At 71.7% G+C, this 20,532-nt stretch carries 14 protein-coding genes and 1 pseudogene; 3 read left to right on the forward strand and 12 right to left on the reverse strand.

Features of this window, described 5'->3' with window-relative positions; genetic code table 11:
• Positions 1-13: 13 nt before the first annotated feature.
• Genes ACZ7HQ_RS14500 through ACZ7HQ_RS14510 form a run of 3 tightly spaced genes read right to left on the reverse strand, consistent with a single transcriptional unit; the run spans position 14 to position 3,586 of the window.
• The gene (locus tag ACZ7HQ_RS14500) at positions 14-1,042 is read right to left on the reverse strand and encodes an ABC transporter permease (RefSeq protein ID WP_470988710.1); all 1,029 of its coding nucleotides are present in this window, start codon (positions 1,040-1,042) and stop codon (positions 14-16) included.
• Positions 1,035-2,525, reverse strand: a complete 1,491-nt coding sequence (locus ACZ7HQ_RS14505) for a sugar ABC transporter ATP-binding protein (protein ID WP_470988713.1) — start codon at positions 2,523-2,525, stop codon at positions 1,035-1,037. The genes ACZ7HQ_RS14500 and ACZ7HQ_RS14505 overlap by 8 nt, the downstream gene beginning before the upstream one ends.
• Positions 2,522-3,586 (reverse strand): sugar ABC transporter substrate-binding protein, encoded by a 1,065-nt coding sequence (locus tag ACZ7HQ_RS14510; RefSeq protein ID WP_470988716.1) that lies wholly within the window; start codon positions 3,584-3,586, stop codon positions 2,522-2,524. Before ACZ7HQ_RS14510 ends, ACZ7HQ_RS14505 begins: the two co-directional genes overlap by 4 nt.
• A gap of 163 nt (positions 3,587-3,749) precedes the next feature.
• Between ACZ7HQ_RS14510 and ACZ7HQ_RS14515 the strand changes: the two genes are divergently transcribed.
• Positions 3,750-4,451 carry a FadR/GntR family transcriptional regulator gene (locus ACZ7HQ_RS14515; RefSeq protein ID WP_470988719.1) on the forward strand — a complete coding sequence of 234 codons (702 nt, stop codon included), beginning with the start codon at positions 3,750-3,752 and terminating at the stop codon, positions 4,449-4,451.
• Positions 4,452-4,529: 78 nt separating this feature from the next.
• Here ACZ7HQ_RS14515 and ACZ7HQ_RS14520 read toward each other — a convergent pair whose 3' ends face one another.
• The 7 genes from ACZ7HQ_RS14520 to ACZ7HQ_RS14550 form a co-directional block, all read right to left on the reverse strand.
• Positions 4,530-5,984, reverse strand: a complete 1,455-nt coding sequence (locus ACZ7HQ_RS14520) for a fascin domain-containing protein (protein ID WP_470988722.1) — start codon at positions 5,982-5,984, stop codon at positions 4,530-4,532.
• Positions 5,985-6,073: 89 nt separating this feature from the next.
• Positions 6,074-9,103, reverse strand: coding sequence for an alpha-mannosidase (locus ACZ7HQ_RS14525; protein ID WP_470988725.1), 3,030 nt, complete (start codon positions 9,101-9,103; stop codon positions 6,074-6,076).
• A 38-nt stretch (positions 9,104-9,141) separates the two neighbouring features.
• A complete protein-coding gene (locus ACZ7HQ_RS14530) occupies positions 9,142-11,172 on the reverse strand; it encodes an endo-beta-N-acetylglucosaminidase (RefSeq protein WP_470988727.1) in 2,031 nt (676 codons plus the stop codon).
• Positions 11,169-12,425 (reverse strand): glycoside hydrolase 5 family protein, encoded by a 1,257-nt coding sequence (locus ACZ7HQ_RS14535; protein ID WP_470988730.1) that lies wholly within the window; start codon positions 12,423-12,425, stop codon positions 11,169-11,171. Before ACZ7HQ_RS14535 ends, ACZ7HQ_RS14530 begins: the two co-directional genes overlap by 4 nt.
• Before the next feature lie 26 nt (positions 12,426-12,451).
• Entirely contained in the window at positions 12,452-13,357 is a 906-nt protein-coding gene (locus ACZ7HQ_RS14540) for a carbohydrate ABC transporter permease (RefSeq protein ID WP_470988732.1), read from the reverse strand.
• The gene (locus ACZ7HQ_RS14545; RefSeq protein ID WP_470988735.1) at positions 13,354-14,241 is read right to left on the reverse strand and encodes a carbohydrate ABC transporter permease; all 888 of its coding nucleotides are present in this window, start codon (positions 14,239-14,241) and stop codon (positions 13,354-13,356) included. The genes ACZ7HQ_RS14540 and ACZ7HQ_RS14545 overlap by 4 nt, the downstream gene beginning before the upstream one ends.
• Before the next feature lie 7 nt (positions 14,242-14,248).
• The gene (locus tag ACZ7HQ_RS14550) at positions 14,249-15,535 is read right to left on the reverse strand and encodes an ABC transporter substrate-binding protein (protein ID WP_470988738.1); all 1,287 of its coding nucleotides are present in this window, start codon (positions 15,533-15,535) and stop codon (positions 14,249-14,251) included.
• Between the two features lie 258 nt (positions 15,536-15,793).
• Between ACZ7HQ_RS14550 and ACZ7HQ_RS14555 the strand changes: the two genes are divergently transcribed.
• A complete protein-coding gene (locus ACZ7HQ_RS14555; protein ID WP_470989008.1) occupies positions 15,794-16,819 on the forward strand; it encodes a LacI family DNA-binding transcriptional regulator in 1,026 nt (341 codons plus the stop codon).
• 76 nt (positions 16,820-16,895) lie between these two features.
• Here ACZ7HQ_RS14555 and ACZ7HQ_RS14560 read toward each other — a convergent pair.
• Positions 16,896-18,437: pseudogene (locus ACZ7HQ_RS14560) on the reverse strand (alpha-L-fucosidase); the annotation flags it as partial.
• A gap of 219 nt (positions 18,438-18,656) precedes the next feature.
• Between ACZ7HQ_RS14560 and ACZ7HQ_RS14565 the strand changes: the two are divergent.
• Positions 18,657-20,006 carry an amidase gene (locus ACZ7HQ_RS14565; RefSeq protein ID WP_470988741.1) on the forward strand — a complete coding sequence of 450 codons (1,350 nt, stop codon included), beginning with the start codon at positions 18,657-18,659 and terminating at the stop codon, positions 20,004-20,006.
• A 7-nt stretch (positions 20,007-20,013) separates the two neighbouring features.
• Here ACZ7HQ_RS14565 and ACZ7HQ_RS14570 read toward each other — a convergent pair whose 3' ends face one another.
• Positions 20,014-20,499 (reverse strand): GNAT family N-acetyltransferase, encoded by a 486-nt coding sequence (locus tag ACZ7HQ_RS14570; protein ID WP_470988744.1) that lies wholly within the window; start codon positions 20,497-20,499, stop codon positions 20,014-20,016.
• Between the last annotated feature and the right edge of the window lie 33 nt (positions 20,500-20,532).

The raw sequence follows: 20,532 nt of genomic DNA on the forward strand, positions 1-20,532 counted from the left end.
GGTTGACTGTCCGTCAGTCCTGGGCTCGGCCCGTCGTCACACGGGCGATCATGAGGGCGACGAGGATGATCCCGCCGTAGATGGCCTGGATCCAGAACGAGGGCACCTGGGCGAGGGTGAGCAGGTTCTGTACGACGCCCAGGAGCAGGACGCCGGTCAGGGCGCCGAACATGGTGCCCTTGCCGCCGTCGAGACCGATGCCGCCGATCACCGCGGCCGCGAACACCGTGAAGATCATGTTCTGGCCCTGGTTGGCACTGATCGCGCCGACGTACCCGGTCTGCAGCAGGCCGCCGACCGAGGCGAGCACGCCCGCGACGACGTACACGCCGAGCATGACCCGGTCCACCCGGACCCCGGCCGCGCGGGCGGCGTCCGCGTTGCCGCCGATCGCGTACAGGGCGCGGCCGGTGCGGTGGTACTTCAGCACGAACCCGGCGGCCGCGAAGGCGAGGGCGGCGAGCCACACGGACAGGGGGACGTTGACGAAGGTGGTGGTGGCCAGCGAGGAGAAGCTGTCGGGCATGCCGAACAGGGTCTTGCCCTTGGTGGCGCCGACCAGCAGGCCGCGCAGCACGATGAGCATCGCGAGGGTGACGATGAACGCGTTGAGCCGGAACTTCACGACGAGGACGCCGTTGAAGGCGCCGATGGCCGCGCCGACCACGGGAACGGCGAGCAGGGCGAGTCCGGCCGGGAAGCCGGTGCCCCAGCCGGACTGGCTCGCGGGCAGCACCAGCAGGGCGCCGACGGCCGGTGCGATGCCGACCACCGACTCCAGGGACAGGTCGAACCTGCCGGTGATCAGCACGAGGGACTCGGCGAGGACGACCATCGCGAGCGCGGCGGAGGCGCCGAGGATCGAGATCAGGTTCCGCTCGGTCAGGAAGGAGTCGTTGACCGCCGTGCCGAGCACCATGAGCAGCAACAGGGCCGGTACCAGGGCGAGTTCGCGGGCCCGGCGGAGCAGGACGGCCCGGGCCGAGCGGGCGTCGGGGGTCTTCGGGGGCGCGAGCGGCGGGGCGGCCCGGGTGTCAGCCATGGTCAACTCCTTCGATGGAGGCGATCAGCTCGTGGTCACGCCAGCCCGCCGGGTGCTCGGCGACGACACGGCCGTGGAAGAGGACGAGGACGCGGTCGCAGCGGCGCAGGTCGTCGAGTTCGTCGGAGACGACGAGGACGGCGGTGCCGTCGTCGCGGGCGCTGTCCATGCGGGCGAGCAGCGACTCCTTGGACTTCACGTCGACACCGGCGGTGGGGTTGATCAGCACCAGCAGGCGGGGGTCGGAAGCGAGGGCGCGCGCCATCACCACCTTCTGGGCGTTGCCGCCGGACAGGTCGGAGACGGGCTGGTCGGGGCCCTCTGCGTGGATGTCGAGGCGATCGATCAGGCCGGCGGCGAAGCGACGCCGTGCGTCGGTGGCGACGAAACCGGCCCGGCCGAGCCGGTCCAGCACGCTCAGCGTGACGTTGTCGCCGATGCTCATGCCGGACACCAGCCCCTGCTCGTGCCGGTCGCGCGGCACACAGCCGACCCCGGCCCGCAGTGCGGCCCGTACGTCACCGAACGGCAGTTCCTCGCCGTCGAGCCGGGCGGTGCCTCCGGCCGGAACGTGCAGTCCGGCGAAGGACTCGGCCAGCTCGGTCTTGCCGCTGCCGCTGGAGCCGGCGAGCCCGACCACCTCGCCGCGACGGACGGTGAGATCGACGTCCTGGTACGCCGGTGAGGTGAGCCCGCGGGCCTCCAGCAGGACGGGGGCACGGGCGTCGGCTGCCCCTCGCCGCACGGCCTGCTCGGCGACGGACTCCCCTGCCATGGCCTCCACCAGCGCCGCCTTCGGCAGTTCGGCGACGGGGGCGGTGGTGATCCAGCGGGCGTCGCGGAGCACGGTGACCGCCTGGCAGACCTCGTACACCTCCTGGAGGTGGTGGGAGATGAACAGGAAGGTGACACCGGAGTCCTGCAGGGAGCGCATACGGGTGAAGAGCCGCTCGATCTCGCGGTTGTCGAGCTGGGCGGTGGGTTCGTCCAGCACGATGAACCGGGCGCCGAAGCTCAGCGCCCGTGCGATCTCGACCATGTGACGGTCCTCGACCCTCAGGTCGGCGGTGCGTGCCTCAGGGTCGACGCGCACGTCCCAGGTGGCGAGGAGTCCGGCGGCCTCGCGGCGCAGCCGGCGCCAGCTGATGACGCCGCGGCCGGTCGGCTGCCGGTTGAGGAACAGGTTCTCGGCGACCGTCAGCTCGGGGACGACCGTGGGTTTCTGGTAGACGCAGGCGACCTTGCGGCGCCAGGCGTCCCGGTCGGCGAGCGGTGGCGCGGGCTCGCCGTCGAAGCGGACGGTGCCCGCGTCCGGGGCCTGGAGGCCGGTGAGGACGTTCACCAGCGTGGACTTGCCGGCGCCGTTGCGGCCGACCAGGGCGTGCGACTCACCGGGCCGGACGGTGAGCCGGCCGTCGGCGAGGGCGAGGGTGGGGCCGTACCGTTTGACGACGCCTTCGGCTTGCACGAGCGGTGTACTCATTTGACCGTGTTGCCCCACAGCTTGGGGTCGTCGACGTTGTCCTTGGTGACCAACGGCGCGGGCAGCTGGTCCTCCAGGATGCCGCCGGGCAGCTTCACGATCGTGGAGCCGTGGTCCGTCGGGCCGGGCTCGAACGTCTTCCCCGCCATCGCCGCCTTGATGTAGGAGAGGCCGTACTTGGCGTAGGCGTCGGCGGGCTGGGAGACCGTGGCGTCGATCTCGCCCTTGCGGATCGCGTCGAACTCCTGCGGGATGCCGTCGTTGGAGACGATCGCGATGTGGCCCTTCTGCCCGGCCGGTTTCAGCATGTTCTTGGACTTGAGCGTCTGCAGGGTCGGTGCGAGATAGACGCCGCCGGCCTGCAGGTAGATGCCCTTGATGTCGGGGTTGGCGTTGAGGAGCGTGTCGAGTCTGGCGGCGGCGGTGTCGGACTCCCACTTGGCGGGGATCTCCAGCACCTTGAGCTTCGGGTACTTCTTCTTCACGCAGGACCGGAAGGCCTCGGAGCGGTCACGGCCGTTGACCGAGGCGAGGTCGCCCATGATCTGCACGACCTTGCCGCTGCCGACGTGCTGTCCGAGGTAGTCGCAGGCCTTCTCGCCGTAGGCCACGTTGTCGGCCCGCACCACCATGGCGACCTTCCCCTTGTCGGGCGCGACGTCCACGGCGACCACCGGGACGCCCTTGCGTTCGGCCTGGTCGAGTCCGGCCTCGATGGCGGCGCTGTCCAGCGGGGCGACGACCAGCCCCTTGACGCCCTGGGTGAGTTCGTTGTCGATGTCGGTGATCTGCTGCGAGGGGTCGCTGTTGGAGTTGACCGTCTTCAGCACCTCGACGCCCTCGGACGTGGCCATCTTGGGCACGTAGTCGTTGTACGACTGCCAGAACGGCGAGGTGAGCAGCGGCAGGATCACACCGACCTTGCCGGTGCCGCCGCTGCCCGCGCCCGCGGTGTCCTTGGTGCTGCCGCAGGCGGCGAGCATGAGCGAGGCGCCGGCGGCGAGGGCCGCCGCGCCGATGATCCGGGACCTGCTGCGCTTCCTGACAGTGCTGGCGGCCATTTCGCGGCTCCTCGTCGAGGGTGTTCGAGCAGACGCCGCATACTTATCAGACCACTTGAGCGTGACAACACCCTCGTGCAGGAGAAAGTCCCCCAGATTGCGCTTAGTGGTCGGACCACTCCCGTGGATACACTGCGACGCACCCGGCGACTGGAGGAGCGGCGTGGACGAGGCAGCCCCACAGAAGGGCACGGTGACCCAGCGCGCCGTCGAGGAGATCAAGGCGCTGATCGCCGAGGGCCGGCTGGAGCCGGGCCAACGGCTGCCCACCGAGCGGGATCTCGCGGCCCGGCTGGGCATCTCCCGCAGCTCGATGCGGGAGGCGATCCGCGCGCTGACCGTGATGGGGGTGCTGGAGGCGCGGCACGGCTCCGGGATCTACGTCACCGCGCTGGAGGCCGGCGACCTGCTGGAGACCTTCGGCGTGGTCGCGGACCTGTCCCGGGGACCGCGCCTGGTGGAGCTGCTCGAGGTGCGCCGGATCCTGGAGTCGACCGCGACCGCACTGGCCGCCGCGCGCATCACCGAGGACCAACTCGCCGCCGTCGGGGAGCACTTGGCCGCGATGAACGCCACCGACGACCCCGAGGAGATCCTCGCGCACGACCTCGCCTTCCACCGCGAGATCGCCGCCGCCGCGGGCAACGAGACCATGGCCGCCATCCTGGAGGGCCTGTCCTCGCGCACCTTCCGGGCGCGCGTCTGGCGCGGCTACCAGGAAGAGGGCGCCTTCACCCGCACCCGGCGCGAACACGCCGCCATCCACCGCGCCCTGGCCGCCCGCGACCCGGAGGCGGCGCGCGCGGCGGCAGCGGCCCATGTGGGCGAGGTGGAGGAGTGGCTGCGGACGCAGCTCGGGGGGTGAGGGCGGGGTACGTCCCGTTGTGGACGACGGCTCGGCGAGCGCCGTCCACAACGGGACGTGCCGGTCAGAACGTGACGGTCAGAACGTGACGGTCGCGTGGAGGAGGCGGTGGTCCGAGAGCGCGGGGTCCACGACCTCGCAGCCGTAGCTCGGGCCGGCCGGACCGAAGATGTAGTCGATCTTGTTGTTGCCGTCGGTCGGCGCACCGGTGTGCGGCGCGTCCGGGGTGGCCTGGCCGCACTCCTGGCGGGAGGTGTAGAGGCTCGACAGCACGGAGACGTCGGCCGTGGTCGTGTTCAGGTCACCGCCGTAGAAAGGCGTGTACCCGGAGGTCTTCAGGCCGTCGACGATGGAACGGAGCTTGTCGGCCTGCTGGGGGCGGAACTTGTTGTCCGGGTCGTCACCCTCCTGCTTGCCGTTGACGAAGTAGGAGCCGCTGCTGAAGTGGGCGTTGCAGTAGACCGTGCCGTCGTCGGGAACGGTCGCGCACAGCGCGGGCCGCTGCTCCTTCAGGTCGGGCGAGGGGAGCGTGTAGCCCCGGTACCAGGTGTTGGTGTCCTTGACCGCGAGAGCGATGCCGAACGCACCCCGGTCCGCGCCGGTCTTGCTGTCCATGCAGCTCTTCTGGGCCATGAGGACCGAGTCCGTCGACCCGTTCTCGTCGATGACCTTGTAGTAGGTGGGGGCGAACCGCACGTCCCAGCCGCCGCCCAGGTGGCTTTCGAGCTGAAGTTCGAGCGGCTTCACCGCCTTCTCGCAGATCTCCTGGAAGAAGACGGCTTCTGGGCGGTGGCTGAGGTAGCCGGCGGGGGTGGTGCTCAGGTCGCCGGCGACACTGGAGGCGACGGTGTCGGCGTCGGCGTACTGGAGCTTGCACTCCGCACTGGGGTTGTTGTTCGCGCACAGGTTCCACGAGGCGATGTCGTGCCGGCCGGAGGCCGTCACCGGCGAGGCCGGCGGGGCGGCCGTGTCACCCGTGCCACCGACCTTCTCGAAGGTGAACCGCTCCCAGCTGCCGACCGAGCTCGACCTGGCGCGCAGCAGCCCGGCGTCACCGCCGGTGTAATTGAATTCCGCTGTCACGTAGAGGCCGTTCGCGGCGGACTTCAGGGCGTACTGCCCGCCACTCTGCGGCACGACGTAAAAGCGCTCCCAGGAACCGGTGTTGGTCCCCCGGGCGCGCAGCATGCCCGCCTGAGCGCCGCTGGTGCCGAACTCGGAGGTGACGTAGAGGCCGTTCTCCTCGTTGCGCAGCGTGATCGTCGTGCCGTAGCCGGCGCCGTCGATGTGATCGGTGTGCAGCGAGAACGTCTCCCAGCTGCCCACGGACGTCGAGCGGGCCCGGAGTTTGCCGTTCTGGTCGCCCGAGTCGTTGACCTCGGCGGCCACGTACAGCCCGTTGACCTTGAGAGCCCAGCGCTGGCCGGTGGACGACGGCGGGGCCGAGGCGGCCAGAGCGGGCGTGGCGGGCAGGACCACCAGGCCCACGACCGCGGCCAGGACCGCCGCCAGGAGCAGAGTTATTCTTCGCATAGTCCCTTTTTTCAACGACAAAGTGAAGATCAGGCGGTGCCGAGGCTAAGGGGGCGAACAGTTGTACGGCAAGGGGAAATCGCCGCTGGTCAGCGCCTCCGCAGTCGCAGCGTCACCAGCTCGAACGGCCGCAGTCGTACGGTGATCCGCTCGCCGTCGCGCGCGGGCGGCTCGATGTCGCCGCCGGGCCGCTCCAGCAGGTCCGTCACCATGACGTCCGCGACCGCGAAACCGGCCGTGAGGGTGGCCCGGGCCCGGCCGCCGTGGGCCTCGTGGAAGCGGACCACCACGTCTCCGCTGCCGTCGTCGGCGAGCTTCACCGCCGTGATCACGACGGCGTCGTTGTCGACGGTGACCAGCGGGGCGACCTCCTGGGCGCCCGTCAGGTGCCGCTCCGGCAGATTGATCCGCCAGCCCTCACGGACCGCGTCGGCGATCGAGGCGCCCGGGACCAGGGCGTGCCGGAAGCGGTGGACACCCTGGTCGGTCTCGGGGTCGGGGAAGCGCGGGGCGCGCAGGAGGGACACCCGAACGGTGGTGACCGTGGTCGTCGAACCGCGGGCGCCCTCGGTGCACACCGAGCGGGTCACATCGTGGCCGTACGTCGCGTCGTTGACGACCGCCACGCCCCAGCCGGGCTCCTCCAGGTGGACGAAGCGGTGGTTGCACGCCTCGAACCTGGCCGCCTCCCAGGAGGTGTTGGTGTGCGTGGGGCGGAAGACGTGCCCGAACTGGGTCTCGGACGCGTACCGTTCGGCGTGCAGGTCGAGGGGGAAGGCAAGCTTCAGGAACTTCTCCGTCTCGTGCCAGTCGACCTCGGTGTCGATGACCAGCGTCCGCTCGCCCGGCGGCAGGGTCAGCACCTGGGTGACCCGGGAGGCGCCGAAACTCCGTACGATCCGCACCGACGCGCCGTCCTCGCCGGTCTCGACCGACTCGGCGTCCGTGAGGTCGGTGACCGTGTTGCGGTAGAAGGCGTCGACGTCCCAGGCGTCCCACATGTTCGGGAAGTCCGGGTGGAGCTGGAGCAGATTGGCGGCCCGGCCGGGGGCGACGGTCTCGCGCTCGGCGTCGAGGTCGTACGCGGAGACGACGAGGCCGTGGGCGTCGATCTCGACGCGGAGCAGGCCGTTGTCCAGGACGTGACCGCCCGCGGCGCGGGGGGTCACGTGCGTTCCCTGCGGCAGGCTCGGCGTCCTGGCCCCTCCCGCGGGAGCACCGTGCCGGCTGTGCGGCGCGGAGTTGAAGACCAGGTGCCGGGCCCCCTCCCCGGCCAGGGCCCGCTGCGCCGCTTGGATGATCCCTTCCAGCTCCCCGGCGATCCGCGCGTACGTCGCCCGCGCCTCCCCGTGCACCCAGGCGATGGAGGAGCCGGGCAGGATGTCGTGGAACTGGTGCAGCAGGACCGTCTTCCAGATCCGGTCCAACTCCTCGTAGGGGTAGGGGAACCCGGTGCGTACGGCGGCGGTGGCCGCCCACAGCTCCGCCTCCCGCAGCAGGTGTTCGCTGCGCCGGTTGCCCTGCTTGGTCTTCGCCTGGCTGGTCAGGGTGGCGCGGTGCAGTTCGAGGTACAGCTCGCCCACCCAGACGGGCGGTTCGGGGTACTCGGCCTCGGCCTTCTCGAAGAAGGTGCGGGGCGTGTCCCAGACGACGGCCGCCGAGCCCTCCAGGTCGCGCAGCCGGGCCGCCTTGGCGACCATCTCGCGGGTGGTGCCGCCGCCTCCGTCGCCCCACCCGGTGGGCGCTAGGGAGTGCCGGGCCCGGCCCTTGTCCTTGAAGTTGCGGGCGGCGTGGGCGATCTCGCCGCCCTTCATGGAGCAGTTGTAGGTGTCGACGGGCGGGAAGTGGGTGAAGATCCGGGTGCCGTCGATGCCCTCCCACTGGAAGGTGTGGTGGGGGAACGTGTTCGTCTGCGACCAGGAGATCTTCTGCGTCAGCAGCCACCTGGAGCCGGCCGCCCTGATGATCTGCGGGAGCCCGGCGGCGAAGCCGAAGGTGTCGGGCAGCCAGGCCTCCTCGTTCTCGATGCCGAACTCGTCCAGGAAGAATCGCTTGCCGTGGACGAACTGCCGGGCCATCGCCTCCGAGCCGGGCATGTTGGTGTCCGACTCCACCCACATCCCGCCGGCCGGCACGAACCGGCCCTTGGCGACGGCCTTCTTCACGCGCGCCCACACCTCGGGCCGGTGCTCCTTCACCCAGGCCCACTGCTGCGCCTGGGACATGGCGAACACGAACTCCGGCTCGTCCTCGATCAGCGCGGTCATGTTGGAGGCCGTGCGGGCCACCTTGCGCACCGTCTCACGCAGCGGCCACAGCCACGCCGAGTCGATGTGCGCGTGCCCGACGGCGCTGATCCGGTGCGCGGACGGCACGGCGGGCGCGGACAGCACACCGGTGAGCCGGTCCCTGGATCGGTCCGCCGTGCCGTTCACGTCCTGCAGGTCGACGGCGTCCAGGGCGCGCTCGACGGCGCGCAGGATGTCGTGCCGGCGCGCGGAGTCGACGGGCAGCTCGGTCATCAGCTCGCCGAGCACCTCCAGGTCAAGCACCAGCTGCCACACCGACTCGTCGAAGACGGCGAGGTCCATGCGGGTGAGTGTGTACTGGGGCGCGTCTCCGGCCGTCTCCCTGTCGCCGAGCCGGGTGGGCACGAAGGGGTGGTAGTCGAGGATGACCGGGTTGGAGGCGGCCTCGATGTGCAGGACCACCTCCTCGCCGCCCTCGACCGGCGCGCCGATGCGCACCCACTGGTTGCGCGGGTTCAGGCCCTTCACCGGGGTGCCGTCGGGCCGGTAGACCAGGCCCTCGCACTGGAAGCCGGGCATGTTCTCGTCGAAGCCCAGGTCGAGCAGGGCCTCGACGGTCCGCCCGGCCCACGCCTCGGGCACGGTCCCGGTCACCCGGAACCAGCTGGTGCCCCAGGGAGCACCCCACCGGGCGCCGATCTGGATGGGCTCCGGCTCGGCGATGAGTCCCTCCTCGACCGGAACGGGCTCGCCGGGCGCGTGCCACACCGCGACCCGCAGCGGCACGGACTCGGGGTACACGGCGGGGCGGATGCGTTCGTCGAGGACCCGCCTGAGGCGGGCTTCCACCAGAGTGCGGTCGTCATGCATACGGGGTGCTCCCTGCGGGTTCCGGGTGATCGCGGTCTTTACCAGGGGTGGGTGACGATGACGGGTGCCGAGGCGTTGTAGAGCTCCCCCACGGCGCGCAGTTCGAACCGTGCGGTGGTCTCTCCCTGTTCGGGTCCCTGTCCGGAGAGGTGGGTGGCCTGCTGGCAGGTGCCGCCGAGGAAGCGACGGGTGCCGTCGGGCAGGAGGCGGTGCAGCTCGTAGTGGCGCACGGCGCCGGGGGCGGCGTTCCAGGCCAGGCGGAGGTCGCCGCCGCTCGCGGCGGTCACGCGGGCGCCGGAGGGCGCTGCCGGGGCGGTGGCGGAGTCGTGGACGGCGAGGCCGCCGAGGCGCCAGCGCACCGGGCCCTCGACGGCGGTGAGCCGGACGCCGAGGGCGTGCAGGGTGCCGGACAGGCCGGTGAGCGGAAGCGTCACGGTCCGCCAGCCGTTGACCGCGTTCACCCGGATGCGGCTGTTGATCGGGTTCACAGGCAGATAGGTGTACGGCGGAGTCCCCCCTGCCCCGCTCGGCTCCGCCGTCGCCACCGCCGACTCGACGTTCACGGCACCGGCCTCGGTCCGGAACGTCAGCTCGACAACCGAGTTCACACCGATCGGCAGCCGGGTCGCGTACAGGTCCACCACCACGGGTTGATCCAGTTCACCGTCCACCAGCACACTGCTCCCGCCTCGCCAGGCATCGGCGAAGTCGAAGGAGACCGCCGGCCGCTCCCCCGCCGTGCGCACCACCCACCGCCGCGACGGCAGCCGGTCCTGGAGCCCGAGGTGGTTCCAGGCCGCGTCCGAGGTGACGGCCCCGTCCTCGTACCAGCGCAGCCCGTGCCCGGTGTTGAACACGGTCGCGAACGGCAGTGAGGTCACCGTCGAGCGGTCGGCGACCGACACCGCCGGTGCCCGCCATGGATCACTCGGGTCCGGCCGGGACGGGTCCAGGGACCGTCCGGTCCAGAAGCGGTCGTCGGCGGCGTGGAAGTCCTCGGGGCCGCGCTGCTCGGCGGGGAGGTGGTTGCGGGTCCACTCCGGCCGGTAGAAGCCGATCGAGGTGACGTGCGCCTTGCCGGCCGGAACGATCGCGTCCCAGTCCACGGACGTGCCGGACCCGTCCGACTCGACGTCGACGCCCGCCCACAACTGGTAGCGGCTGCGGCCCAGTCGGTCGGCCCTCGTACCCGAGGCCGCGAGCGTGGCCGCGCTCCACCGGAAGTCCACGAACATGTCGTCGGCCCCCTGGAAGAAGGCCTGGTTCTGGCTGTCGAGGGCGCCCTGCCAGCTGACCGTCCCGTTCACGGTCATCGCGTCGTACCAGGTCACCCGCTGCCCCTCGGCCGCCGCGAGCGTCCTCAGCTCCTTGACGAAGCCGAGCATGGCCTGGCCGAGCGCGGTGTTCCCGCCGCCCGTCTCGGCGTTCACGAACCAGCCGTCGAAGCCGTGGGCCCCGGCGACCGCGACGAGTTGTGCGGCGAGCGGGTAGTGCCCGGCGGCGTCCTTCTGCACCAGGTCCCGCGTCCACTGCAGCTGCCCGCCGTACGCCACCGGCGGCAGGAAGATGTTCCCGAGCACCGGGACACCGTGCCGGTGGGCCGCGTCCACGATCGGCGCGTTGGGCGCGAGGATCAGGCCCTCACCGGCCGAGCCGCCCCAGAAGACGAGTTCGTCCAGGTAGGCCCAGTGGGTGAGGGCGTAGTAGTCGGCGGTGGCCGAGCCCTGGGAGGGGTTGCTCGACGTCGGCCCGAAGGAGACCAGGGCCTGGACACGGGCCCCGCCCGGGCGGGCGGTGGTGTTCGCCGGCGTCGGGGTGATGCGGGCGGCGAGCGGCACGGAGGCGGCGTTGCAGGCGAGGTCGGGGTCGTCGGCGGCGCGCCAGCTCTTCAGGCTGCGCCAGGTGATGCCGGCGCCCGGACTGCCGGAGGGGAGCGAGTCCGGGTACCAGTAGGAGGCGTACGGCGGGGTCGCGGCGGCTCCGGGGCGGGCTGCGGCGACGGCGGGCAGGGCGGGGGTGAGGGCGGCCGCGGCGGCGGCGGTCAGGACCGTGCGTCTGGCGGGGTTCACGAGCGGGTGCCTCCGTGGGGGGTGGGGAGTACCTGGCCGGGAGTGACGACTTCGGTGATGCCGCGCGCGGCGAGGTGGTCCTTGTCGTCCGCGCGGGTGTCGAGGACGGTGGTGGGGCGGGCGCCGTCGGCGACGAGCCGGAAGTAGGCGTCGAAGACGGCTCCGCCGGGGGCGCAGCGGGAGCGCCGGGCCGGATCACCGGGGACGACGAGGGCCGTCGTGCGGGGGGCGGGGGCCGGGTGCGGCCGGCGTGCGGCGTCGGCCAGCACCCGTGCGAGGTCCTTGGCCGTCCGGTCGTTGGTGAACAGCCCCAGTCCGTATTCGAGTTCGGGGAAGTCGGCGAGGTCGCGCGAGACGTCGTGGGAGCACCACCAGGTGACTCCCCACAGGTCGGGGCAGTCGAGGGCGTGGGCGACGGTCGCCTCGGCGAAGGCGGCGGCGTGCTCGGCGGGCACGAGCGGTGCGGGCGCCCCGACCTCCTGAAGCCACACCGGGCGGTGGGGTGTGTCCGCCCATGCCTTGCTCAGCTCGGCCAGGTAGGCGGCGTGGTGCTCGGCCGGTACGGAGGCACGGCCGTGGCGCTGGGCGGTGCCGTTGAACACCCAGGAGTGCACGGCCGTGACGTCGCCGAGGCGGGCGGAGTGCTCGGGGGTGAAGGGCTGGTCGTCCTGGTACCAGGCGGCGTCGTAGGAGGCGTGCAGATGGAGCCGGCCCGGGGCGCCCTCGGCGCAGGCGGCCAGCATCCGTACGAGCCACCGCCCGGCCTCCTCGGAGGTGATGCGGTCCGGGTCGGGGTGGGGGCCCGCGGCGAACTGGTTGACCTCGTTGCCGACGGTCATGCCGATGAAGTTCGGCCGGTCGGCGAGGGCGGCGGCGAGGGTCCGCAGACAGGCGGCCTGGCCGTCCACCACGTCCGGGTCGGTGAAGAGGTTGCGCCGGTGCCAGGTGCGGGTCCACGCGGGCAGGAAGTCGAAGCTGCTCAGGTGGCCCTGCAGACCGTCCACGCTGACATCGAGGCCGCGTTCGGCGGCCGCGTCGGCGAGGGCCACCAGCTGCTCGACCGCACGCGGGCGGATCAGGGTCCGGTTGGGCTGGAAGTAGGGCCACAGCGGGAAGACACGGATGTGGTCGAGGCCGAGCGCGGCGATCGCGTCGAGGTCGGCGCGCACGGAGTCGAGGTCGAAGTCGAGCCAGTGGTGGAACCACCCCTCGCTCGGGGTGTAGTTGACGCCGAAGCGCGCGGCAGGAGGCATGGAGTGTCCTTGGGGCGTACACATGGTCACCCCTTGACGGCGCCCTCGCCGACCCCGCGGAAGAAGTACCGCTGGAGGCACGCGAACAGGGCGATGAGCGGGGCAACGGCGATCACGGTGCCCGCGGCGACGAGGCGTTCGTCACTCGCGAAGGTGCCGTGCAGATAGTTGAGGCCGATGGTCAGGGTGAACTTGGACGGGTCGCTCAGCACGATCAGCGGCCACAGGAAGTCGTCCCAGGCGCCCATGAACGCGAAGATCGCGACGACGGCCACCGTGCCCTTCACCGAGGGCAGGGCGACGCGCAGGAACCGCTGCCAGACGTTGGCGCCGTCGACGTAGGCCGCCTCCTCGATCTCGTACGGCAGGTTGCGGAAGGCGCCCCGCATCAGCAGCACGTTCATCGCGCCGATCGCGCCCGGCAGCACGACACCGATGAGGGTGTTGTTCAGGCCGAGTTCGCGCATGGTGGTGAACTGGGCGATGACGATCCCCTCGACGGGCACGAGCATCGCCAGCACGAACACCAGGGTGGTCACGCGCCGGCCGCGGAAGCGCAGCCGGGCCAGGGCGTACCCGGCGAGGGCCGAGCCGACGCAGTTGGTGACGACGTTGGCGGTGGCGACCTTGAGGGAGTTCAGGGCGTAGTCCCAGACGGGGATGGTGTCGGCGACCCGCGTGTAGTTGTGCAGGGTGGGGTGGGCGGGCAGGAACGACGGCGGCGAGCTGTAGATGTCCTCGGTGGTGCCCTTGAGGGAGGTGGACAGCTGCCAGAGGAACGGGCCGACGGTCAGCGCGAGGACGGCGAGGAGGAGCAGGTAGCGCCAGACCAGCTCGCCGGCGCGGACACGGCGGCCGTGTTCGTCGGTGACACGAGGCTCCCGCTGCGGGGTGACGGTCCGCTCGGGCCGTACCTTCTCCAGGACGCTCACGACTCGTCCCCGCGGTCGGCGCGCAGCACGAGCAGCATCAGCACGACGGTGACGGCGAACACGACGACCGAGAGCGCGGAGGCGTAGCCGACCCGGCCGGTCAGGCCGGTGCCGGTGCGCTGGACGAGCATGACGAGCGTGGTGTCCTCGCCGGCCGGGCCGCCGCTCGGGCCGGCCATCAGGTACACCTCGGAGAACACCTTGAAGGCGGCGACCGAGGAGAGCGCGGCGACCAGGACCATGGTGGACCGCACGGCGGGCACGGTGACCGACAGGAAGCGGCGCAGCGGCCCGGCGCCGTCCACGGCGGCGGCCTCGTGCAGTTCGCGGGGCACGTTCGCCAGCGCGGCCAGATAGATGATCATGTAGTAGCCGAGGCCCTTCCACACCGTGACGGCCATCGCGCTCAGCAGGAGCAGCCACTGGTCGCTGAGGAAGCCGGCCCGGCCGATCCCGGCGGTCTCCAGCAGCGAGTTGACCAGCCCGCGTTCGTCCAGCAGCCACACCCAGATCAGCCCGACCACCACGATCGAGGCGACGACCGGGGTGTAGAAGGCGGAGCGGAAGAAGGTGATGCCGGGGATGTTCTTCTGCACCAGCAGTGCGAGCAGCAGCGGCAGGACGACGAGGGCGGGTACGACCCCGAGGACGTAGAGCGTGCTGTTGCGCAGGCCGGTCCAGAACATGTCGTCGTGGAGCAGCTCGCGGAAGTTGGCGAGGCCCACGAAGTGGCCCGGGAGCAGGGTGCGGCGGTCGGTGAAGGAGTTCACCAGGGTCGAGACGAACGGGTAGAGCACGAAGGCGCCGGTGACGAGCAGCCCGGGTGCGGCGAACAGCCAGGGACCGGCGGGGAGTTGACGCCTGATGCGCAGGGGCGTGGCCATGACCCGGTCAGCCCTGCGCCAGGAGCCGGTTGGCGGCGCTGACAGCGTTGTCGAGGGCCTGCCGGGGGCTCTCCCTGCCCTGCAGCGCCTTGGCCACCTCGTTGCGCAGGGCGGTCTTCATCTGGTCGCTGAACAGCACGGGCGTGTAGTTGACCGCGCTCTTCAGGGACCTGGCGGCGGCGATGCGCACCCGGGTCTCGTCGGTGCCGTCCTCCTTGGTGAAGTACGGGTCGTCCAGGGAGCCGGCGGTGCTCGGGAAGATGGCGACCTTCTTGGCGAAGGCCATCTGGTTCCGCGCGTCGGTGACGAAGTGCGCGAAGGCGACGGCGGCCGGGGTGTGCCTGGTGCGGGAGTTGACCATCACCCCCATCACGTACATGTTGACGTGCCCGGTGCTGGTGATCTGGTCGGTGATGCCGATGTTCCGGTAGAGGCTCGGTGCGTTCTTCTTGAAGTTGTCGAGGTCGAGGGCGCTGCCGGGGTTCATGGCGACGGCGCCGGTGAGGAACTTCTTGCCGGAGGACTCCGGGGTCGCGGTGAGCGCCTGCGGGTCGAGCGCCTTGGCGTCGTACAGCTCCTTGTACCTGGTGAGGAGTGCGACCCCCTTGGCGTCGTTGAAGGCGAACGCGGTGCCCTGCTTGTTCATCAGGGTCACGCCGTAGCGCCCGAAGTCCTCGATGGTGGGCACGTTGGCGAGGGTGGCGACCTTGCCGCCGCTCTTCCGCGCCATCCGCAGGGCGTCGGCGAAGAGTTCGTCGTACGTCTTCGGCGGCCGGCCGGGGTCGATCCCGGCCTTGCGGAAGAGGGCCTTGTTGTAGAAGAGCGGGCCGGTGTTCAGGTACCAGGGGAAGGCGTACGTGCCGCTCATGCCCGGCACCTGGTGGCCGGCCCAGGCGCCGGGGAGGTACTCGGACCTGTACGTGCCCGCCGCCTTGTCGAGGTCGAGGGCGAGGCCCGCCCTGGCGAGCGGGGCGACCAGGTCCGGGGAGACGTTGACGACGTCGGGCAGGGTGCCGCCGCCGGCGTCGGCGCTGAGCTTGTCCGGGTAGCCCTCGGCGGGCTGGTCGACCCATTTCACGTGCGTGCCGGGGTACTTCTTCTCGAAGTCTGCGATGAGGCCCTCGAAGTACGACGTGAAGTTGGCGCGCAGGTTCCAGGTCTGGAAGGTGATGTCGCCCTCGACCTTGCCGGAGGCGTCGGTCGAGCCGCCGCCGTCACCGCCGGAGCCGCAGGCGCTCAGCGGCAGGAGGAGGGCGACGGCAGCGGCGGTGAGGGCTCTGCGGGACATGGGCACGGTGACACGGCTCCCTTGCTGTGCCGGGCAGTTGGCGTGGCGCCAGAGACCTTGCCCGCGCTTTTCGGAGAAAGTCAATGCGGTCATCCGAACTAAAGAAAACCGCCGCTCATCAGTGCAGGTCAGAGAGGTTCGGTCGAGAACTTGCCGTTGTTCGCTAATGCGCTTTAGGGTCCTGACACTCAAGCGCATTAGCGAGCACCGTCAGGAAGGGGGCGAAGCGTGTCGACCAAACGGTCCCCCGCGCGCCGGCCCACGATGAAGGACATCGCCCGGCGGGCCGGGGTCTCCGAGAGCGCGGTCTCCTTCGCGCTCAACGGCCGCCCCGGGGTCTCCGAGGTCACCCGGGCCCGGGTCCGCCGGGTCGCCGAGCAGTTGGGCTGGCGGCCCAGCGCGGCGGCCCGCGCCCTGTCCGGCGAGGGTGCGGCCACGGTCGGCTTCGTGCTGGCCCGCCCGGCGGCCACGCTCGGCGTCGACTCGTTCTTCCTGCAGCTCGTCTCGGGCATCCAGGAGGTGCTCGCCGAGCGCCACCTGGGCCTGCTGTTCCAGGTGGTGGAGGACGTGGCCGACGAGTGCGCGGTGTACCGGCGCTGGTGGGCCGAGCACCGGGTGGACGGCGTCCTGGTGGTCGACCCGCGTGCCGACGATCCGCGCCCCGGCCTGCTGGACGAACTGGGGCTGCCCGCGGTGGTGATCGGCGGCGCACCGGACGAACGCCACCCCGGGCTGTCCACCGTCTGGGCGGACGACGCGGGCGCGATGGCCTCCGTGGTCGACGAGCTGACGGCACTCGGCCACCGCAGGATCGTGCACATCGCCGGGCTGCCCGGCCTCGCCCACACGCAGCGCCGTATCCGCACCCTGCGTGCCGAGGCCGAGCGCAGGGGCCTGACCGAGGTCCGCTCGGTCACCACCGACTACTCCGACGCGGAGGGCGCGGCCGTGACCCGCCGCGTGCTGCGCGCCACGCCCTGCCCGACGGCCCTGATCTACGACAACGACGTGATGGCGGTGGCCGGGGTATCGGCAGCGGCCGAACTCGGCTGCTCCGTACCGCAGGACGTCTCGGTCGTCTCCTGGGAGGACTCCGCCCTGTGCCGCATGGTCAAACCCTGGCTGTCCGCGCTCTCCCGCGACAGCGCGGAGTTCGGGCGCACGGCGGCACGGGAGCTGACGGCGCTGCTGGACGGGGGTCCGGCGCGGGCCGTCCGGGTACCGGTGCCACGCCTGACGGTGCGGGGCAGCACGGCGGCGGCCGCCCGCGGCACCGAGGTTTCCGGCTGAGAGCCGTGACGGGCGGCCGCCCCTCCTCGGCGGTGGCCCGGGCGCCGCGGGCCAGGTCCTCGGGCAGCTCCCGGTGGAGGGTGTACGGGTTGCGTGGGGCGTGGCCCATCCAGGGGTTGTCCGGGTTGAACCACTCGGGCATGGAGAAGTACAGGCCCCGGTGGAGTTCGGGGGCGTGCTGCCGGGACGCGTCGAAGAGTTCGCGCACGAGGTCGCGTTTCGGTCCCATCCTGACCGCGTTGCGGTCGGAGACCTTGGTGTCCCACAGCGCGAAGCCCTCGTGGTGCTTGGAGGTCAGGACGTGGTATTGGGCGCCCGCGTCGCGGAAGAGCTCGACCCAGGCCCGCGGGTCGAACCGCTCGGCGGTGAAGCGGGGGATGAAGTCGTCGTAGGCGAAGTCCTCGCCGTAGGTACTCCGGTGGTAGGCGTACGTCGGGTTGGCCGGGTCCTGCATCTGGTCCCAGTACCACTCGGCGTACTGCTTGCCGACCGGGGCCCAGGCGGGCACCGCGTAGACGCCCCAGTGGATGAAGATGCCGAACTTGGCCTCCTGGAACCAGTACGGCGCCTGGTGGGCGGAGAGGGAGGTCTCGGTGGGCTGGTAGTCGGCGGTGCCGAGGGTCAACGCGCTTGTCCGCGCCGCTGCCTGGGCACCGCGTCCGGTGATCCGCACCGTGCCCTCGCGGTGGGTGCCCGGGGGCGTGTCCGGGTTGTTGCGGACGCCGATGCGGACGCGGGTCTGTTCGCCGGGGTCGAGGCGGCGGATGCGGGCCGGCTGGACCGTGCGGGCACCCGGGGCGTCCACGGTCACGGAGACGCCGTCCGCGGCCAGGACGGCGACGGTACCCGCGTTGACGACCGTGGCCTCCACGCTCTGCGCACCGGCCGGTTCGAGCAGGGAGGGAGTGGAGTGCGGGTCGCGCAGGCTCAACGCCCGTCCCTCGGCGGCGGGTTGCAGGGTGAGCGCGAAGACGTGCAGGGACGCCTTGTTCGCCTCGGCCGGGCTGGTGACGGGGAGCGTGAGGGCGACCGCTTCCCGGCGCGGATCGAGCCAGACCTCCGAGACGCCGATGCCGACGCCGTGTTCGTCCCTGCCGCCGTCGGGGCGGTAGCGGTAGAGCGCCGAGAGCGGGCCACCCGCCGCGTACCAGTCCGAGCCGCTCAGGCCCGCGGTGGTGGTGGTGCCGTCGGCGTAGTGGACGGTGGCCGTGCCGGCGGCGTTGCCGTAGCTGGCGGCGGTGAGGAAGAAGGCCGACAGATGGCGGCCCTTGGGCAGGTCGACGCGCTGGCCGAGGGCCACGACGTTGTTGCGGGCGCCTGCGGCCGCGGCGGGGAACTGGAAGGGCACGCCGTCGACCTCGGTCCGGCCGGTGGGGAGTTCCTCGCCGGGGAAGGTGTAGCCGGAGCCGTCGAAGTCACCGCCGCGTGCGGAGGCGGTGTCGATGCCGTCGTTGTCGTAGAGGGTGTCGAGCGGGACGGGCACCGGGTCGGGGACGGCGGTCCAGGGTCCCTGCTGTTCGGCGGCCCGGGCGGAGGCCGTGCCGGTGAGTGGCAGGGCGGCCGCGACGGTGGCGCCCGCTGCCGCGCCCAGGATCAGACGTCTGGGATACGTGCTCATGAGCGGCTCCCCATAACTCCGATTCATCGGATCTCTGATGATTGGGCGGCGGCTCACCCCCTGTCAACGGGGCTTCGGAGGAGTGAACTTCACACATTGATCGGACGACCAGGCCATGAGTGAGAGCGGCCTCTCGACGTGCGCGGCCCGGCCGGGCACAGTTCTCCCTGCGCCTTGATTCGTACCAGCGAGTAGCCGATGACTGACCGAGGAGTGCCCGTGGGTGACTGGGCCGGGCGGACCGCCGCCGAGATAGCCGCCGCCGTACGCGAGAAGCGGGTGACGCCCCGCGAGGTGGCGGCCGAGCACCTTGAGCGGATCGAACGGCTCGACGGGCGGATCGAGGCGTTCCGGAAGGTACGGGCCGAGGCGGCGCTCGCCGAGGCCGACGAGGTGGCCTCCCGTGCCGATGTGGCCGAACTGCCGCTCGCGGGCGTGCCGGTGGCCGTGAAGGACAACCTGGCGGTGCGCGGCGAGTCCCACCGCGACGGCTCCACCGCGACCCGCGACACCCCGGCCGCCGAGGACCATGTCACGGTGGCCCGGCTGCGGGCGGCCGGCGCGGTGGTCGTGGGCCTGACGAACGTGCCCGAGCTGTGTGTCTTCGGCACGACGGAAGGACCGTACGGCACCGCCCGCAATCCGTGGGACACCTCCCGCACGGCGGGCGGCTCCTCCGGCGGCAGCGCGGCCGCGGTGGCCGCGGGGCTCGTCCCCCTCGCCCTCGGCAACGACGGGATGGGCTCCCTGCGGATCCCCGCCGCGAACTGCGGCCTGGTGACGCTGAAGCCGGGACGGGGTGTGGTGCCGGCCGGGATCGGCAACGGCGACTGGTTCGGCATGGCGGAGAACGGTCCGCTCGCAACCACGGTCGAGGACCTTCGGCTGATGCTGGACGTCCTGGCGGGCACCGGCCTCCCCCGCACGGAGGAGCCGGCACCCCGGCGCATCGCCGTGGCCCTGCGCAGCCCTGTCGCCGGAGTCACCGTGAGCAGGCCGTACACGAGCGCGGTCCGGGAGGCGGCCGCGGTGCTGGGGCGGGCCGGGCACTACGTGCGGCGGGCCGAGCCGCCCTATCCGCTCTCGCTGGGCGTGACCGCGCTGCGGCACTGGACGGCGGGCACCGCGGTGGACGCCGAGGGCCTGGACCGGACACGGCTGGCCCGGCGGACCCGGGTGCACGCGGCGGTGGGCCGGCGGTTCGTGCACTCGGTGCGCACCGGAGACAGCCGGGAGCGGCTGCGCGCCCGGCTGACGCCCTTCTTCACCGAGTACGACGTGCTGCTCACCCCGGCGCTGGCCCGGCGCTCCCCCGAGGCGGGCCCCTGGCACGAACGCGGCTGGCTGCACAACATCCTGGCCAACACCGCGTACTCCCCGTTCACCCCGGCCTGGAACCTGACCGGCTGGCCCGCGATGTCGGTCCCGCTCGGCACCCTGCCCTCGGGCGCCCCCTGCGCCGTGCAGCTCGTGGGGCGCCCGGGTACGGAGGCCGTCCTGCTGGAGCTGGCGGAGGAACTGGAGCGGCTGCGCCCCTGGCGGCGGACGGCACCGGAGACGGGCCCCTGAGCACCGGCTAGGCGAGTGACCGGTACATGATGTGCAGGCCCACTCTGCCGTGCCGGGGGTGGTCGAAGGCCTCGGGGACCGTGCCGAGGACGGTGAAGCCGAGCGAGGTCCACAGTGCGACCGCGGGGTTCGTCTCGACCACGGCGTTGAAGACCATCGCGCGGTAGCCGTGGGCCCGGGCCTCGGCCAGGACGTGCTCGGCGAGAGCGCGACCGACTCCCCCACCCGTGTGGTCCGGGTCGACCATGAAGCCGGCGTTGGCCACACGGGAGGCCGGGCCGCCGTAGTTGGGGGTGAGGTAGGCCGAGCCGACCACGGTTCCGTTCGCGTCCTCGGCGACGTAGACGCGCTTGGCCGGGTGCATCCAGAGGGCGCGGGCGTCCTCCTCGGAGGTGTCCGGGTCCCAGGCGTAGGTTTCGGCGGCGGCGACGATCCGGTGCCAGAAAGGCCAGATCCGCGGCCAGTCCCCGGCCCCGGCTTCTCTGATCAGCATGGGCGTGAGTCTGTCAGGTCACGCCCATGCGTG

Source organism: Streptomyces sp. NPDC037290 (assembly GCF_055603245.1).